General features: G+C 42.7%; 15 protein-coding genes and 1 riboswitch. Of the genes, 10 read left to right on the top strand and 5 right to left on the bottom strand.

From position 1 onward, the window contains the following. Positions 1-158: 158 nt before the first annotated feature. Both lepB and rnhC read right to left on the bottom strand, forming a co-directional pair. On the bottom strand, positions 159-773 hold the full coding sequence (lepB, locus tag ADI86_RS05720) for a signal peptidase I (RefSeq protein ID WP_001083986.1): 615 nt from the start codon (positions 771-773) through the stop codon (positions 159-161). Between the two features lie 3 nt (positions 774-776). After that, positions 777-1,658 (bottom strand): ribonuclease HIII, encoded by an 882-nt coding sequence (gene rnhC, locus ADI86_RS05715; RefSeq protein WP_049532138.1) that lies wholly within the window; start codon positions 1,656-1,658, stop codon positions 777-779. 86 nt (positions 1,659-1,744) lie between these two features. Here rnhC and zapA point away from each other — a divergent pair, with 86 nt between their 5' ends. The 6 genes from zapA to ADI86_RS05685 all read left to right on the top strand — a co-directional run bounded on the left by zapA (position 1,745) and on the right by ADI86_RS05685 (position 8,503). Continuing rightward, a complete protein-coding gene (gene zapA, locus ADI86_RS05710) occupies positions 1,745-2,047 on the top strand; it encodes a cell division protein ZapA (RefSeq protein WP_000002019.1) in 303 nt (100 codons plus the stop codon). Continuing rightward, positions 2,044-2,592: a CvpA family protein gene (locus ADI86_RS05705; RefSeq protein WP_000624509.1), complete on the top strand. Its 549-nt coding sequence runs from the start codon at positions 2,044-2,046 to the stop codon at positions 2,590-2,592. The genes zapA and ADI86_RS05705 overlap by 4 nt, the downstream gene beginning before the upstream one ends. A 217-nt stretch (positions 2,593-2,809) precedes the next feature. Beyond that, a complete protein-coding gene (locus ADI86_RS05700; RefSeq protein WP_049532137.1) occupies positions 2,810-5,146 on the top strand; it encodes an endonuclease MutS2 in 2,337 nt (778 codons plus the stop codon). Between the two features lie 163 nt (positions 5,147-5,309). Continuing rightward, positions 5,310-5,398: riboswitch (glycine riboswitch) on the top strand. A gap of 90 nt (positions 5,399-5,488) precedes the next feature. Then, complete coding sequence (locus ADI86_RS05695) at positions 5,489-6,811, top strand: alanine/glycine:cation symporter family protein (protein WP_049532136.1); 1,323 nt, start codon at positions 5,489-5,491, stop codon at positions 6,809-6,811. A 131-nt stretch (positions 6,812-6,942) separates the two neighbouring features. Further along, the gene (locus ADI86_RS05690) at positions 6,943-7,491 is read left to right on the top strand and encodes a carboxymuconolactone decarboxylase family protein (RefSeq protein WP_049532139.1); all 549 of its coding nucleotides are present in this window, start codon (positions 6,943-6,945) and stop codon (positions 7,489-7,491) included. 112 nt (positions 7,492-7,603) lie between these two features. Beyond that, on the top strand, positions 7,604-8,503 hold the full coding sequence (locus ADI86_RS05685; RefSeq protein WP_049532135.1) for a TDT family transporter: 900 nt from the start codon (positions 7,604-7,606) through the stop codon (positions 8,501-8,503). A gap of 24 nt (positions 8,504-8,527) precedes the next feature. On the opposite strand, the gene serS is transcribed toward ADI86_RS05685, so the two are convergent. From serS to ADI86_RS05670, 3 genes are all read right to left on the bottom strand, one after another. Beyond that, positions 8,528-9,802, bottom strand: a complete 1,275-nt coding sequence (gene serS / locus ADI86_RS05680) for a serine--tRNA ligase (protein WP_049532134.1) — start codon at positions 9,800-9,802, stop codon at positions 8,528-8,530. A 213-nt stretch (positions 9,803-10,015) separates the two neighbouring features. Further along, positions 10,016-10,387 (bottom strand): DUF956 family protein, encoded by a 372-nt coding sequence (locus tag ADI86_RS05675; RefSeq protein WP_020901044.1) that lies wholly within the window; start codon positions 10,385-10,387, stop codon positions 10,016-10,018. Between the two features lie 2 nt (positions 10,388-10,389). Continuing rightward, a complete protein-coding gene (locus ADI86_RS05670) occupies positions 10,390-11,754 on the bottom strand; it encodes an aspartate kinase (RefSeq protein WP_049532133.1) in 1,365 nt (454 codons plus the stop codon). Between the two features lie 210 nt (positions 11,755-11,964). On the opposite strand from ADI86_RS05670, the gene ADI86_RS05665 reads away from it, so the two are divergent. From ADI86_RS05665 to ADI86_RS05650, 4 genes are all read left to right on the top strand, one after another. Next, entirely contained in the window at positions 11,965-12,750 is a 786-nt protein-coding gene (locus ADI86_RS05665) for an enoyl-CoA hydratase (RefSeq protein WP_049532132.1), read from the top strand. 91 nt (positions 12,751-12,841) lie between these two features. Then, a complete protein-coding gene (locus tag ADI86_RS05660) occupies positions 12,842-13,276 on the top strand; it encodes a MarR family winged helix-turn-helix transcriptional regulator (RefSeq protein WP_000386358.1) in 435 nt (144 codons plus the stop codon). After that, complete coding sequence (locus ADI86_RS05655) at positions 13,276-14,250, top strand: beta-ketoacyl-ACP synthase III (protein ID WP_049532131.1); 975 nt, start codon at positions 13,276-13,278, stop codon at positions 14,248-14,250. The genes ADI86_RS05660 and ADI86_RS05655 overlap by 1 nt, the downstream gene beginning before the upstream one ends. A 59-nt stretch (positions 14,251-14,309) precedes the next feature. Next, the gene (locus ADI86_RS05650) at positions 14,310-14,534 is read left to right on the top strand and encodes an acyl carrier protein (RefSeq protein WP_000257838.1); all 225 of its coding nucleotides are present in this window, start codon (positions 14,310-14,312) and stop codon (positions 14,532-14,534) included. The last annotated feature ends 116 nt before the right edge of the window (positions 14,535-14,650 follow it).

Here is a 14,650-nt window from a genome sequence, read left to right as displayed (position 1 = left end):
CGTACTCAAGTACAGCCTGCGGCTAGCTTCCTAGTTTGCTCTTTGATTTTCATTGAGTATAACTTTGTTTCTATCTTAATCAAACTGGATAGTGAATAATCATATTATCACGATAGAAGAAGAGGCTGAGATTGTTGATTCTCGGCCTCTTCGATTTCTTAAAATGTTCCGATACGGGTGATTGGCCAGAAGCGGAATTTAGCTTCCCCTGTGATATCTTTTGCTTTAAAAGTACCTACGTGGCGGCTGTCGCTAGAAACCAAGCGGTCGTCTCCGAGGAGAAGGTATTCTCCTTCTGGAACAGTAAAGCTAAAGTTGGTGTTGTAGTTGACATCAACTGTGAAGGCTTGAGCTTTTTGAGCGATACTTCTAAAGAAAGTTCCTTTATTTCCTTCAAAGCCCTTGCCTGAGTAGGTACTTTGGAGTTTGTCATCCTTGAAACGTTTGATGTAGTCAGCTAGGTAAGGTTCGTCCGTCTCTTTATCATTGATGTAAAGTTTATCGTTTTCGTAACGGATAGTATCGCCAGGCATTCCGATGACACGTTTGACAATGTCCTTATTGCCATCTTCCTCGTGGGCCACTACGATATCAAAACGGTCAATAGGGAGGTGTTTGACAACAAAGAGAATTTCGCCGTCCGCTAAGGTAGGATCCATGGAATGACCTTCTACGCGGACATTGCTCCAAAAAAAGATACGGCTTAAAGCTAGTAATGACAGAATCAGGAGGAATAATCCCCACTCTTTTAAGAAATTTTTAAATGAATTCATAACTTACCTTTCTAAGCGTTTTTTCGCTTTTTCAGTATTTTTAAAGTGCAATTTGGCGCAGAAGTTGAGTCCCTGCATACCATAGGCTTGTAAAATCTGGCTAGCAACGTTATCAGAAGCTGTTCCAGCTCCACTTGGGAGCTGATAGCCCAGTTCTCGTCCTAGATTTTCTAGATTTTCCAGAAAGAGATCACGCGCAATGATAGAAGAAACTGCTACAGCCAAGTATTTGCCCTCAGCCTTTTCTTCTAAGCTGATAGGATTGCTGAAACGATTGGCTTCTTGAGCCAAGTACTTGTCATAATTTTTAGCACTGGTAAAGGCGTCAATCACAATTTTCTCAGGCTGAAGTCCTTTTTGAAGGAGGAGATAGATAGCCTGATTATGGAGGGCAACCTTAACCGAAACAGCATTGTAGCGGTCTCCAATGACTTCGTTGTACTTGCTTGGTGAGAGAAGCAGTGCCTGGTGCTGGATTTTTTTCTTGAGAATAGGAGCAATCTGACGGATCTTTTGGTCGGTCAGAGTCTTGGAATCCCCCACACCGAGTTTTCGTAAGAAATCATGCTGGTCAGGTGTGACAAAGGAAGCCACAACTGCAAGTCCACCAAAGTAGGAACCATTTCCTACCTCATCTGTCCCAATCAAAGGAAGATTTTGTCCGATGATTTCCTCTGCAAGCTGATAGCCAAAGAAACTGGCGTATTTCTCAGCCCCTTCACCCTGAAGTAAGACCTTTCCAGAAGTATAGATAGAAACCGTTGCCTGAGGCAGTCTCAAAAAATAGCGGATATAGGGATTCTTACTAGGAGCCAGACTGGTTTGATAGTGTTCAAGGAAAGCCTGGATCTCCTTTTCGCTTGGTGTGAGTGTTATACTTGCCATAGTTTCTATTGTACCATAAAAGCAGGCAAATTTGTAAAAACTGACAAAGTTAGCGAATTTTGGTATAATATCGTGAGGTGAATTTTATGGCAAATCTAAATCGATTCAAATTTACATTCGGGAAAAAATCATTAACCTTGACAAGCGAACATGATAACCTTTTTATGGAGGAAATCGCTAAGGTTGCGACAGAAAAATACCAAGCAATTAAAGAACAAATGCCTAGTGCAGACGATGAAACGATCGCTCTTTTGTTGGCAGTCAACTGTTTGTCAACTCAACTCAGCCGTGAGATTGAATTTGACGATAAGGAGCAAGAACTCGAAGAACTCCGTCACAAACTCGTGACTTGCAAGCAAGAACAGAGCAAGATTGAGGATTCCTTATGATTTCACTCCTTCTTCTATTGGTTTTGGCTTGGGGATTTTATATCGGCTATCGGAGAGGCCTGCTCTTACAGGTTTATTACCTGATTTCAGCCATGGCATCGGCTTTTATGGCTGGTCAGTTTTACAAGGGGCTGGGAGAGCAATTCCATTTATTGCTTCCTTATGCAAATCCGCAGGAAGGTCAGGGAACCTTCTTCTTCCCATCGGATCAACTTTTCCAGTTGGATAAGGTCTTTTATGCTGGTATCGGCTACTTGCTTGTATTTGGGATTGTCTATAGCATCGGTCGTTTGCTTGGTCTCCTCTTGCACTTGATTCCTAGTAAAAAACTGGGTGGCAAGTTGTTCCAAGTTTCAGCAGGTATCTTGTCCATGTTGGTGACCTTATTTGTCTTGCAAATGGCCTTGACCATCTTGGCGACCATTCCCATGGCAGCTATACAAAATCCTCTTGAAAAGAGTATCGTCGCAAAACACATCATCCAGAGCATACCAGTAACAACTAGTTGGCTTAAACAAATCTGGGTGACAAATTTAATCGGATAAAAAGGGCAGGAGTTTTCCTAGCCCTTTGTTTACAGATTGACTAGAATCTATCAGAATGTAAAAAGCTAATACTCTTCGAAAATCTCTTCAAACCACGCCAGATTCTATCTGCAACCTCAAAACACTGTTTTGAGCGACCTGCGGCTAGCTTCCTAGTTTGCTCTTTGATTTTCATTGAGTATAATACACCTAGACATTCAAAGACAAGGAAATAACGATGAACAAGAAAATATTAGAAACATTAGAGTTCAATAAGGTCAAGGCCTTGTTTGAACCTCATTTGTTGACCGAGCAGGGCTTGGAGCAATTGAGACAGCTGGCTCCGACTGCCAAAGCAGATAAAATCAAACAGGCTTTTGCTGAGATGAAGGAAATGCAGGTTCTCTTTGTCGAGCAACCGCATTTTACCATTCTCGCAACTAAGGAAATTGCAGGAGTCTGCAAGCGTTTGGAGATGGGTGCAGACCTCAATATTGAGGAGTTCCTACTCTTGAAGCGCGTGCTTCTTTCTAGCCGAGAGCTGCAAAGTTTTTATGCCAATCTGGAAAATGTCAGCTTGGAAGAATTAGCCCTTTGGTTTGAGAAATTACATGATTTTCCGCAATTACAAGGAAATCTTCAGGCCTTTAATGATGCAGGCTTCATTGAAAATTTCGCCAGTGAAGAATTGGCGCGAATCCGTCGAAAAATCCATGATAGCGAGAGTCAGGTACGCGATGTCCTACAGGACCTGCTCAAGCAAAAAGCGCAGATGTTGACAGAAGGAATCGTTGCCAGCAGAAATGGCCGTCAGGTTCTACCTGTTAAAAACACCTACCGCAATAAGATTGCAGGTGTCGTTCATGATATTTCTGCTAGTGGAAATACCGTCTATATTGAACCCCGTGAGGTGGTCAAACTGAGCGAAGAAATTGCCAGTTTACGAGCAGATGAGCGCTATGAAATGCTTCGCATTCTCCAAGAAATTTCCGAACGTGTCCGCCCTCATGCGGCTGAGATTGCCAACGACGCTTGGATTATCGGCCATCTAGACTTGATTTGTGCCAAGGTCCGCTTTATCCAAGAAAGACAAGCAGTTGTCCCTCAGCTGTCAGAAAATCAAGAGATTCAACTGCTCCATGTTTGCCATCCTTTGGTCAAAAATGCAGTCGCAAATGATGTCCATTTTGGTCAAGATTTAACAGCCATTGTCATCACAGGTCCCAATACTGGTGGTAAGACCATCATGCTCAAAACTCTGGGCTTGACACAGGTTATGGCCCAGTCAGGTTTGCCGATTTTAGCAGACAAGGGAAGTCGTGTTGGTATTTTTGAAGAAATCTTTGCTGATATTGGCGATGAGCAGTCTATTGAGCAGAGCTTGTCTACCTTCTCTAGCCACATGACCAATATTGTGGATATTCTTGGCAAAGTCAATCAGCATTCGCTCTTACTTTTGGATGAGTTGGGGGCTGGTACCGATCCTCAAGAGGGAGCCGCTCTTGCCATGGCTATTCTGGAGGACCTTCGCCTGCGTCAAGTCAAGACCATGGCGACGACCCACTATCCAGAACTCAAGGCCTACGGTATTGAGACAGCCTTTGTGCAAAATGCTAGCATGGAGTTTGATACTGCAACTCTTCGCCCGACCTATCGCTTTATGCAGGGTGTTCCTGGCCGAAGCAATGCCTTTGAAATTGCCAGACGGCTAGGTCTATCTGAAGTTATCGTAGGGGATGCCAGCCAGCAGGTCGATCAGGACAATGATGTCAATCGAATCATTGAGCAACTGGAAGAGCAGACGCTGGAAAGCCGTAAACGCTTGGACAATATCCGTGAGGTGGAGCAAGAAAATCTCAAGATGAACCGTGCTCTTAAAAAGCTTTACAGCGAGCTCAATCGTGAAAAGGAAACGGAGCTTAACAAGGCGCGTGAACAGGCTTCTGAGATTGTGGACATGGCCCTCAGTGAGAGTGACCAGATTCTCAAAAATCTCCACAGTAAATCTCAACTTAAACCCCATGAAATCATTGAAGCTAAGGCCAAATTGAAAAAATTGGCTCCTGAAAAAGTAGATTTGTCTAAAAACAAGGTTCTTCAAAAAGCCAAGAAAAAACGAGCTCCAAAGGTGGGAGATGATATCGTGGTTCTCAGTTATGGACAGCGTGGTACCTTGACCAGTCAACTTAAGGACGGCCGCTGGGAAGCCCAAGTCGGTTTAATCAAGATGACCTTGGAAGAGAAAGAATTTGACCTTGTTCAAGCCCAGCAAGAAAAGCAAGTCAAGAAGAAACAAGTCATTGTTGTGAAACGAACTTCTGGACGAGGACCTCAAGCCAGACTGGATCTTCGAGGAAAACGCTATGAAGAAGCCATGAATGAGCTAGATGCCTTTATCGACCAAGCCCTGCTTAACAATATGGCCCAAGTCGACATCATCCATGGTATCGGAACAGGTGTCATCCGTGAAGGAGTCACCAAATACCTACAAAGAAACAAACATGTCAAGAGTTTCGGCTATGCCCCGCAAAATGCTGGAGGTAGCGGGGCAACTATTGTGACTTTTAAAGGATAGAAGTATTCCGGGCTTTATACAGTAAAAACTGTTGAATTAAGTTTTACTAATAAACACATTGACAAAAGCCAACATTTTTTGTAAAATAAGAATCAATTAAATACCAACACCGAATGAAGTTTAATAGAAGTGGGAAATCGTTTGATTTTCCATGACTGTAAATGGACGGAACTCTGGAGAGACCGTAAAGGCACCGAAGGGGCAAGGCAGGCAACTGCTCAAACTCTCAGGTAAAAGGACAGAGCTAGGATAGACCGCTTTTTAGCATTTATCTAAGCATTCCAGAGTACATGTATCTTGCATGTGCTCTTTCTTTTGGGGTTGAAAAGATAGGAGAAGGAAATGTTAGAATTGCTTAAATCAATTGATGCTTTTGCTTGGGGGCCACCCCTCTTGATTCTCTTGGTCGGAACAGGGATTTACCTAACTGCCCGGCTAGGACTCTTGCAGGTTTTGCGTTTGCCCAAGGCCTTCCAGCTAATTTTTACCAAGGATAAGGGGCATGGCGATGTATCTAGCTTTGCGGCCTTGTGTACAGCACTCGCAGCGACAGTTGGTACGGGAAATATTATCGGAGTCGCGACGGCTATCAAGGTCGGTGGCCCAGGAGCCCTCTTTTGGATGTGGATGGCTGCTTTCTTTGGAATGGCTACCAAGTATGCGGAAGGACTCTTGGCAATCAAATACCGCACTAAGGACGACCATGGTGCAGTAGCGGGAGGACCAATGCATTATATCCTTCTAGGGATGGGAGAAAAGTGGCGACCACTTGCTATCTTCTTTGCTATCGCAGGTGTCTTAGTAGCTTTGTTGGGAATCGGAACCTTCACCCAAGTCAACTCGATTACAGAGTCTATCCAAAATACAACGGCTATTTCTCCAGCCATCACAGCTCTTATTTTGTCTGTATTTGTAGCGATTGCAGTCTTTGGTGGACTCAAGTCCATCTCTAAGGTTTCAACTACCGTTGTTCCTTTTATGGCTATCATCTATATTCTAGGAACTCTTACAGTTATTTTCTTTAATATCGAGAAAATTCCTGCCACAATCGCTTTAATCTTAACATCAGCCTTTAGTCCGGTTGCTGCGGTAGGTGGCTTTGCCGGTGCTAGCATTCGAATGGCTATCCAAAATGGTGTGGCGCGCGGTGTCTTCTCAAACGAATCTGGTCTGGGTTCTGCTCCCATTGCAGCTGCGGCTGCTAAGACGAATGAACCAGTAGAGCAAGGTTTGATTTCCATGACAGGAACCTTTATTGATACCCTCATCATCTGTACTCTAACTGGTTTGACCATTTTGGTGACAGGAGTATGGAATAGTGACTTGAATGGAGTAGCTTTGACTCAGTCAGCCTTCTCAACAGTCTTTTCACACTTTGGGCCTGCCCTCTTGACCATTTTCCTTGTGCTCTTTGCCTTCACGACGATTCTAGGTTGGAACTATTATGGAGAACGTTGTTTCGAGTTTCTCTTTGGTGTTCGTTTCATCTGGCTCTACCGTGTGGTCTTTGTGCTCATGGTCTTGTTGGGAGGATTTATCGAGTTGGATATGGTTTGGATTATCGCAGATATTGTCAATGCCTTGATGGCTCTGCCAAACTTGATTGCCCTTTTAGTCTTGTCGCCAGTCGTTATTGCTGAGACTAAAAAGTATTTTGATAAATAATGAAATCACACAGCTCGTGTGATTTTTTACTTTCATAAAGAATTTTTATCAGTGCAATTTAAAATATATATTATACAAGGTATAGAATCTGTGATAGACTAGGTTTCAACAAAATGAAAAGAGGTTTTATGATGACAACATTTACAATCCATACAGTAGAATCAGCACCAGCAGAAGTGAAAGAAGTTCTTGAAACAGTAGAAAAAGACAACAATGGCTTTATTCCAAATCTAATCGGACTCTTGGCTAATGCACCTACTGCCCTAGAAGCCTACAGAACTGTCGGAGCTATCAACCGTCGCAACAGCTTGACACCTGTTGAGCGTGAAGTGGTGCAAATCACGGCAGCCGTAACTAATGGTTGTGCCTTCTGTGTCGCAGGTCACACAGCCTTTTCCATCAAACAAATCCAGATGAATGATGACCTGCTTCAAGCCCTTCGTAATCGCACTCCGATTGAAACAGATCCTAAATTGGATACCCTAGCTAAGTTTACTTTGGCGGTTATCAATACCAAAGGTCGTGTAGGAGATGAAGCTTTGTCTGAGTTTTTAGAAGCTGGTTACACGCAACAAAATGCCTTGGATGTAGTCCTTGGTGTCAGTCTAGCAAGTCTTTGTAACTATGCTAATAACCTAGCCAATACACCAATTAATCCAGAATTGCAACCGTATGCTTAATTCATATCTGAGCAAAAAATGGAGTCTGAAATCCACGGACTTCGTTTTTTTTAATCCCTCATTTAAGCGCTTTTATGCTATACTGAAACTAACATAATTATTGGAGGTTAGGATGAAAAAACTCCCCTTGGTATTTTCTGGTTGTTTGCTCGGTTTAGCAGGAGCTGGGAATCTCGTTTTAGATATGTTGCCAGTTCTGTCACATCTACTGAGTATGTCCGGTTTGATTTTGTGGATATTCTTTCTGATTCTTCATTTGCTTAATTGGAAAGAAACCAAGCAAGAATTGACCAAGCCACCTCTTTTGTCAGGAATGGCTACCTTCCCCATGGCTGGAATGATTTTATCGACCTATGTCTTTCGTGTGTTCGCTCATCTTCCTATAGTAGCGCAAGGGCTCTGGTGGTTTTCATTTCTCTTGGATTTGGTCTTGATTGCTGGATTCACCATCAAATTTGCCTGTCCTGGTCGGAGGGTTCATTCCACTCCTAGCTGGACGGTTCTCTATGTAGGGATAGCAGTGGCTGCCTTGACTTATCCTCTGGTAGGCATTATCGAGATTGCCTATGCGACCTTGAGTTTTGGTTTTGTCTTGACCTTATATCTCTATCCCCTTATTTATAGTGATTTAAAGAAACATCCGCTCCCAGTAGCCTTGCTTGGGCAAGAAGGAATCTACTGTGCTCCTTTCTCTCTGCTCTTGGCTTCCCTGGTTCGAGTTGGAGGAGCCAGCCTACCGACTTGGCTCTTGATTGCCATGATTTTGGCTTCTCAATCCTTCTTTTTCTTTGTTTTAACTCGACTACCCAATATTTTAAAACAAGGCTTTCAACCAGCCTTCTCAGCCCTCACCTTCCCAACCATTATCACGGCTACCTCGCTCAAGATGGCTCAGGGAATCTTGAAACTTCCATTTCTGGATTATCTGGTATTGGCTGAAACTGTTATATGCCTAACTATTTTATTCTTTGTATTAGGCGTTTATTTGATTTGGTTACGAAAAAAGGTCTAGCTAAAAATAGCTAAACCTTATTTTTTATGGTTTGATAACTTCAGCTCCACCCATGTATGGACGAAGTGCTTCTGGAATGGTTACAGAACCATCTTCATTTTGGTAGTTTTCAAGAATTGCAGCCACTGTACGTCCAACTGCAAGTCCAGAACCGTTCAAGGTGTGAAGGAGTTTCACCTTGCCATCGGCTTCATCACGGTAACGGATTTGGGCACGACGGGCTTGGAAATCTTCTGTGTTTGAACAGCTTGAGATTTCACGGTAATTGTTTTGCGCTGGAATCCAAACTTCCAAGTCGTAAGTTTTCGCAGCTGAGAAGCCCATATCTCCAGTAGAGAGGGCAACGACACGGTATGGAAGGTTGAGTTTTTGAAGGATGTTTTCAGCGTTGGCTGTCATTTTTTCCAATTCTTCGTAAGATTCTTCTGGTTTGGCAAATTTAACCATTTCAACCTTGTGGAATTGGTGCAAACGAATCAAGCCACGAGTATCACGACCAGCAGAACCAGCCTCAGAACGGAATGATGGGCTCATAGCAGTGAAGTAGATTGGTAGGTCCTTTCCGTCAAGGATTTCATCACGGTAGTAGTTTGTTAGAGGCACTTCAGCTGTAGGAATAAGAACATAATTGCTGTCGCTGAGTTCAAAAGTGTCTTCCTTGAATTTTGGATATTGACCAGTACCAAACATAGAGTCATGGTTAACCATATAAGGTGTGATGACTTCTGTATAGCCTTCCTTGCCATGCTCATCCAACATAAAGTTGTAGATAGCACGTTCCAAACGAGCACCGAGGCCTTTATAGAAGAGGAAGCGAGCGCCCGTTACCTTACCACCTCGTTCCCAGTCAAGGATACCAAGGTCTTCACCAAGATCCCAGTGGGCTTTAGGTTGGAAGTCAAATTCGCGTGGAGTACCCCAACGGCGAACTTCCACATTGTCATCTTCATCAGCCCCAACAGGAACACTGTCAGCTGGGATGTTTGGAAGAGTAGTGGTAAATTCTGTCAATTTAGCATCGATTTCTGCCAATTCAGCATCCAAGGCTTTGACTTCAGCAGATAGATTTTGCATGGCAGCAATCTTGTCATCTGCATTTTCCTTGTTGCGTTTGGCTTGGGCAATCTCAGCAGAAACTGTGTTACGTTCTGCTTTGAGAGTTTCAACCTTGACTAAAATGTCACGACGTTTAGCATCGATTTCTTTCATCTCATTCAAGACAGCAGCATCTACACCACGTGTAGCCAATTTTTCTGCGACAGCATCGAAGTCTGTACGAATACGTTTGATATCTAACATAAGAACTCCTTTATGAAAAAAGCACACCTGACAAAGCGTTGGAGTGGCAGGGCCACGGTTCCATCCAACTTCACAGGTGTGCACTTGATTGTGTATGTAATTGTTACCAACGGTAGAATTTCACCTATCCCTCCTATCTGCTCGCAGCACCCGCAGACTTTCTGAAAGAAGAAGATAACTTACTTATCCGTTGCTATGATTATACTAAAGTTTTTACTTTTTTGCAAATAGATTTTTAAATTTTTGACTAATGGTCTGAATCAGGGTAGGAAGTTTGACGACCTTGTCATTGCCCAGCTTTTCGCGAGCAATTTTGAGAATAGCACCTGAGTCTTTTGAAGCAAAGAGGAATTTTCCTTTGTCTGTAAAGACTTCGAAGTGGCGACTGATTTTGCGTCCAGTGACGTTGGCTCCAATCTGATTGATATGGCTCCAAGGAATCTGGATAAATTGTTCGACATTGACATCTGGGTAAAATTCCAAAGCCTGATCTCCGACAAGGAATTTCCCAACTTTCCCAGCTATAGATAGGTAGGAGGTGCCTGTCGTATTGAGGAGCACTGTTTTGTTAAGAGATTGGGCCATGTTTAGTCTTCCTTGCTTTCACCGAAAAAGGCATTGTAGAGGGCTTTAATAGCTGCTTTCTCTTGGTCCTTGTGGACAACAAACATGATAGATACTTCGCTAGAACCTTGAGACATCATCTGGATATTGATCTTGTTTTCAGATAGAGCACGTGTCGCAGTAGCAGTTACTCCGATATGGCTCTTCATCTTTTCACCAACAATCATAATGATTGAAAGGTCGTGTTCGATTTCTGCATGGTCTACTTCAGCTTTTTGCACCAACTGACGAAGGATTTCTTCTTCCTTGATAGGAGTTAGTTCGCGAGAACGGAGGATGATTGAAAGATCGTCGATACCAGTTGGCATATGTTCCCAACCGATGTTGAGGTCTTCAAGGATTTGCAGAACCTTGCGACCAAATCCAACCTCGCGGTTCATGAGGTATTTCGACATGTTAATGCTGACAAAGCCTGAGTCACCAGCAATTCCTACTACTGGGAATTCATCACTACTATGTTTTAGAACGATACGGGTACCTGGATGGTCAGGGTTGTTGGTATTCTTGATAACTAGAGGAATTTTTCCTCGGTAGGCAGGTAGAAGAGCTTCATCATGAAGGACTGAGAAGCCTGCATAGGCCAACTCACGCATTTCACGGTAGGTCAACTCAGGAATCGAGTGTGGTTGGTGGATAATGCCTGGGTGGGCTGCAAAGATACCATCAACGTCCGTAAAGTTTTCATAGAGGTCTGCCTTAACACCTGCAGCAATGATAGAACCTGTAATGTCTGATCCTCCACGTGAGAAGGTACAGATTTGATTTTCCCTAGTAACTCCAAAGAAACCAGGAATGACAAGTACTTCATTTGCATTTGTCAATTCTTCAATCTTGTCATAACTTGATGGCACGATGCGAGCGTTGCCAGGTTCACTTGTGACAACAATCCCAGCTTCTCTAGGATGAACATAGCGTGCATCGATACCGTTTTGGTTAAAGTAGGCAGCAATCAATTTGGCATTGTTGTTTTCACCGGCTGCTAGGAAAGTATCGTAGAGAAATTCGTTTTCTTCGATAGGAAGACTTGCCAAGGCACGAATGCTTTTTGAAATTTTCTCTAGAACAGCTGGCTTCAGTCCTAGTTCACTAATCATGGCAGCATAGCGGTCGATAATCCAGTTTTGGCTCTTGCTAATATCGTTACCAGCAACATAGTCGCGGTAGTATTTAATCAAGGCATCCGTAACCTTAGTGTCTTCAGCATTGCGTTTACCAGGCGCAGAAACAACTACAAAACGACGCTCTTTATCACTTTTGACAATGTTTAAAACTTTTTCTAATTGACCAGCAGAGGCAAGAGAGCTACCTCCAAATTTAACAACTTTCATAAGAACTCCTAAAGTAAGTATTTTATACGATTATAGCAGAAAGAAAACCTTTTTTCAATGAAGAAAATAAGATGCTTTCTAGGATAAAGGGAGCCTTTCTTATCGGCCGAGACACTTTCAGCCGATTTTTTCTTGCTTTCAAGTTGTAAAAAAGATATACTTTGACAATAAAATAATTTAACTTGCTTATAAAATAAAAAGGAGCCCCTAATGGAACACATTATTTATCAGCTTGAAGAGGATTTGGCAATCCTTACCTTAAATCGTCCTGAGGTCGCAAATGGCTTTCATATTCCCATGTGTGAGGAGATTTTAGAAGCACTGACTCTGGCAGAAAAGGATCCGGCTGTGCATTTTATCTTGATTAACGCCAATGGGAAAGTCTTCTCCGTTGGGGGAGATTTGGTAGAGATGAAGCGGGCAGTGGATGAGGATGATATTCCATCATTGACGAAAATCGCAGAATTGGTCAATACGATTTCTTATAAAATCAAGCAAATTGCTAAACCTGTCTTGATGGAGGTTGATGGGGCTGTTGCAGGTGCCGCAGCTAATATGGCTGTTGCCGCAGATTTCTGTCTGGCAACGGATAAGGCTAAATTTATTCAGGCCTTTGTTGGAGTTGGTTTGGCTCCAGATGCAGGAGGAATTCATCTCTTGAGCCGCAGTATTGGTGTGACGCGTGCTGCTCAATTAGCCATGACAGGAGAAGCTTTAACAGCAGACAAAGCTTTAGAGTGGGGGCTGGTTTACCGCGTCTGTGAAGCTGTTAAACTTGAAAAGACGAGAGAACAGCTTCTTAAAAAATTGAGACGAGGGTCAGCTAATTCTTATGCTGCTATCAAGAAGTTGGTTTGGGAGAGCCAATTCAAAGACTGGCAAGATTATGCTGCTTTAGAATTGAACCTACAGGAATCTTTGGCACAAACAGAAGATTTCAAAGAGGGAGTTCGGGCTCATTCGGAGAGAAGAAGACCGAAATTTACTGGAAAATAAGAAAATACTTGCACCATTCTTTGAAGTTTGATATAATTCTTTTGTCAAATGTTTTGATTGTGAAAGTTTTTTGAAAAGGAGGGAAAAGAGATTGGACTACCAACGAATTAATGAATATTTAACATCTATATTTAACAATGTCCTCGTTATCGAGGAAGTTAGCTTGAGGGGTAGTCGTTTCAAAGATATCTCCATCAAAGAAGTCCATACAATCGATGTAATTGGAAAATTCCCAGACGTGACGCCAAGTCAAGTGTCGAAAGAGTTGATGGTGACTCTTGGGACGGTTACGACGAGTTTGAATAATCTTGAACGCAAGGGTTACATTGAACGCATTCGCTCAGAGCAGGATCGTCGTGTGGTGCATCTGCATTTGACAAAGAAGGGTCGCTTGGTTCATAGACTTCATAAACGCTTCCATAAGGCTATGGTCGAAAATATTATTGACGGTATGAGCAAGGAGGAAACTGAAGTTATGAGCAAAGGTTTGACTAAACTTTATCAATTTTTGGAGGATTTGAAATAATGGCTTTTGCAAAACTAAGCCAGGTTGCTCATTATGTGCCAGAGCAAGTGGTTACAAATCATGATTTGGCTCAGATTATGGATACCAATGATGAGTGGATTTCAAGTCGGACGGGAATACGACAAAGGCATATTTCAAGAACAGAATCTACTAGTGATTTGGCTACAGAGGTTGCTAAGAAACTGATGGCAAAAGCTGGAATCACAGGGGAAGAGCTGGATTTTATCATCCTAGCTACCATTACTCCAGATTCGATGATGCCCTCTACAGCTACTCGTGTCCAAGCTAATATTGGTGCCAATAAGGCCTTTGCTTTTGACCTAACAGCTGCTTGTAGTGGATTTGTATTTGCTTTGTCAACTGCTGAAAAGTTTATCGCTTCTGGTCGCTTTCAAAAAGGTTTGGTGATTGGTAGTGAAACCCTCTCTAAGGCAGTCGATTGGTCAGATCGATCAACAGCTGTCTTGTTTGGAGATGGTGCTGGTGGCGTCTTGCTAGAAGCTAGCGAGCAAGAGAATTTCTTGGCTGAGAGTCTCAATAGTGATGGGAGTCGTAGTGAGTGTCTGACCTATGGACATTCAGGCTTGCATTCTCCATTTTCAGATCAAGAAAATGCAGATTCATTTTTGAAGATGGATGGGCGCGCAGTCTTTGATTTTGCTATTCGAGATGTAGCCAAGTCTATCAAACAGACTATTGACGAATCTCCTATAGAGGCGGCAGATTTGGATTATCTACTACTTCATCAGGCCAATGACCGTATCTTGGATAAGATGGCTAGAAAAATCGGTGTCGACCGAGCTAAACTTCCAGCCAATATGATGGAGTATGGTAATACCAGTGCAGCAAGTATCCCGATTTTACTTTCAGAGTGTGTAGAACAAGGTCTCATCCATTTAGATGGTAGCCAGACTGTTCTTTTATCAGGCTTCGGTGGAGGCTTGACCTGGGGCACGCTCATTCTTACAATTTAGGTAATCATGTGGTGAACACATTGTTATAAAAAAACTATTTATTTTAAAGGAGTCCTATCATGGCAGTATTTGAAAAAGTACAAGAAATTATCGTTGAAGAACTTGGAAAAGACGCATCAGAAGTAACACTTGAATCAACTTTTGATGATTTGGATGCAGATTCATTGGACTTGTTCCAAGTAATCTCAGAAATCGAAGATGCTTTTGATATCCAAATCGAAGCAGAAGATGACTTGAAAACAGTTGGTGATTTGGTTGCTTACGTTGAAGAGCAAACAAAATAAGAAGAATACAAATAGAAGGAGTAGGGAAACCCGCTCCCTCTTGTTTAGGCAATAGTTTGATTGTCAAATTATGACGATATCGAACTATTACTTAAGCAAGAAACGATGGAGGCACT

It is taken from the genome of Streptococcus pseudopneumoniae (genome assembly GCF_001074975.1).
Taxonomy (GTDB): domain Bacteria; phylum Bacillota; class Bacilli; order Lactobacillales; family Streptococcaceae; genus Streptococcus; species Streptococcus pseudopneumoniae_D.
The sequence above is the reverse complement of the archived record's forward strand: the minus strand, read 5'-3'. Positions and strand labels throughout refer to the sequence as shown.

Excerpts from the sequence above, each read along its gene's own strand:
- lepB (WP_001083986.1), bottom strand. The coding sequence starts at position 773 with ATGAATTCATTTAAAAATTTCTTAAAAGAGTGGGGATTATTCCTCCTG.
- rnhC (WP_049532138.1), bottom strand. The coding sequence starts at position 1,658 with ATGGCAAGTATAACACTCACACCAAGCGAAAAGGAGATCCAGGCTTTC.
- zapA (WP_000002019.1), top strand. The coding sequence starts at position 1,745 with ATGGCAAATCTAAATCGATTCAAATTTACATTCGGGAAAAAATCATTA.
- ADI86_RS05705 (WP_000624509.1), top strand. The coding sequence starts at position 2,044 with ATGATTTCACTCCTTCTTCTATTGGTTTTGGCTTGGGGATTTTATATC.
- ADI86_RS05700 (WP_049532137.1), top strand. The coding sequence starts at position 2,810 with ATGAACAAGAAAATATTAGAAACATTAGAGTTCAATAAGGTCAAGGCC.
- ADI86_RS05695 (WP_049532136.1), top strand. The coding sequence starts at position 5,489 with ATGTTAGAATTGCTTAAATCAATTGATGCTTTTGCTTGGGGGCCACCC.
- ADI86_RS05690 (WP_049532139.1), top strand. The coding sequence starts at position 6,943 with ATGACAACATTTACAATCCATACAGTAGAATCAGCACCAGCAGAAGTG.
- ADI86_RS05685 (WP_049532135.1), top strand. The coding sequence starts at position 7,604 with ATGAAAAAACTCCCCTTGGTATTTTCTGGTTGTTTGCTCGGTTTAGCA.
- serS (WP_049532134.1), bottom strand. The coding sequence starts at position 9,802 with ATGTTAGATATCAAACGTATTCGTACAGACTTCGATGCTGTCGCAGAA.
- ADI86_RS05675 (WP_020901044.1), bottom strand. The coding sequence starts at position 10,387 with ATGGCCCAATCTCTTAACAAAACAGTGCTCCTCAATACGACAGGCACC.
- ADI86_RS05670 (WP_049532133.1), bottom strand. The coding sequence starts at position 11,754 with ATGAAAGTTGTTAAATTTGGAGGTAGCTCTCTTGCCTCTGCTGGTCAA.
- ADI86_RS05665 (WP_049532132.1), top strand. The coding sequence starts at position 11,965 with ATGGAACACATTATTTATCAGCTTGAAGAGGATTTGGCAATCCTTACC.
- ADI86_RS05655 (WP_049532131.1), top strand. The coding sequence starts at position 13,276 with ATGGCTTTTGCAAAACTAAGCCAGGTTGCTCATTATGTGCCAGAGCAA.
- ADI86_RS05650 (WP_000257838.1), top strand. The coding sequence starts at position 14,310 with ATGGCAGTATTTGAAAAAGTACAAGAAATTATCGTTGAAGAACTTGGA.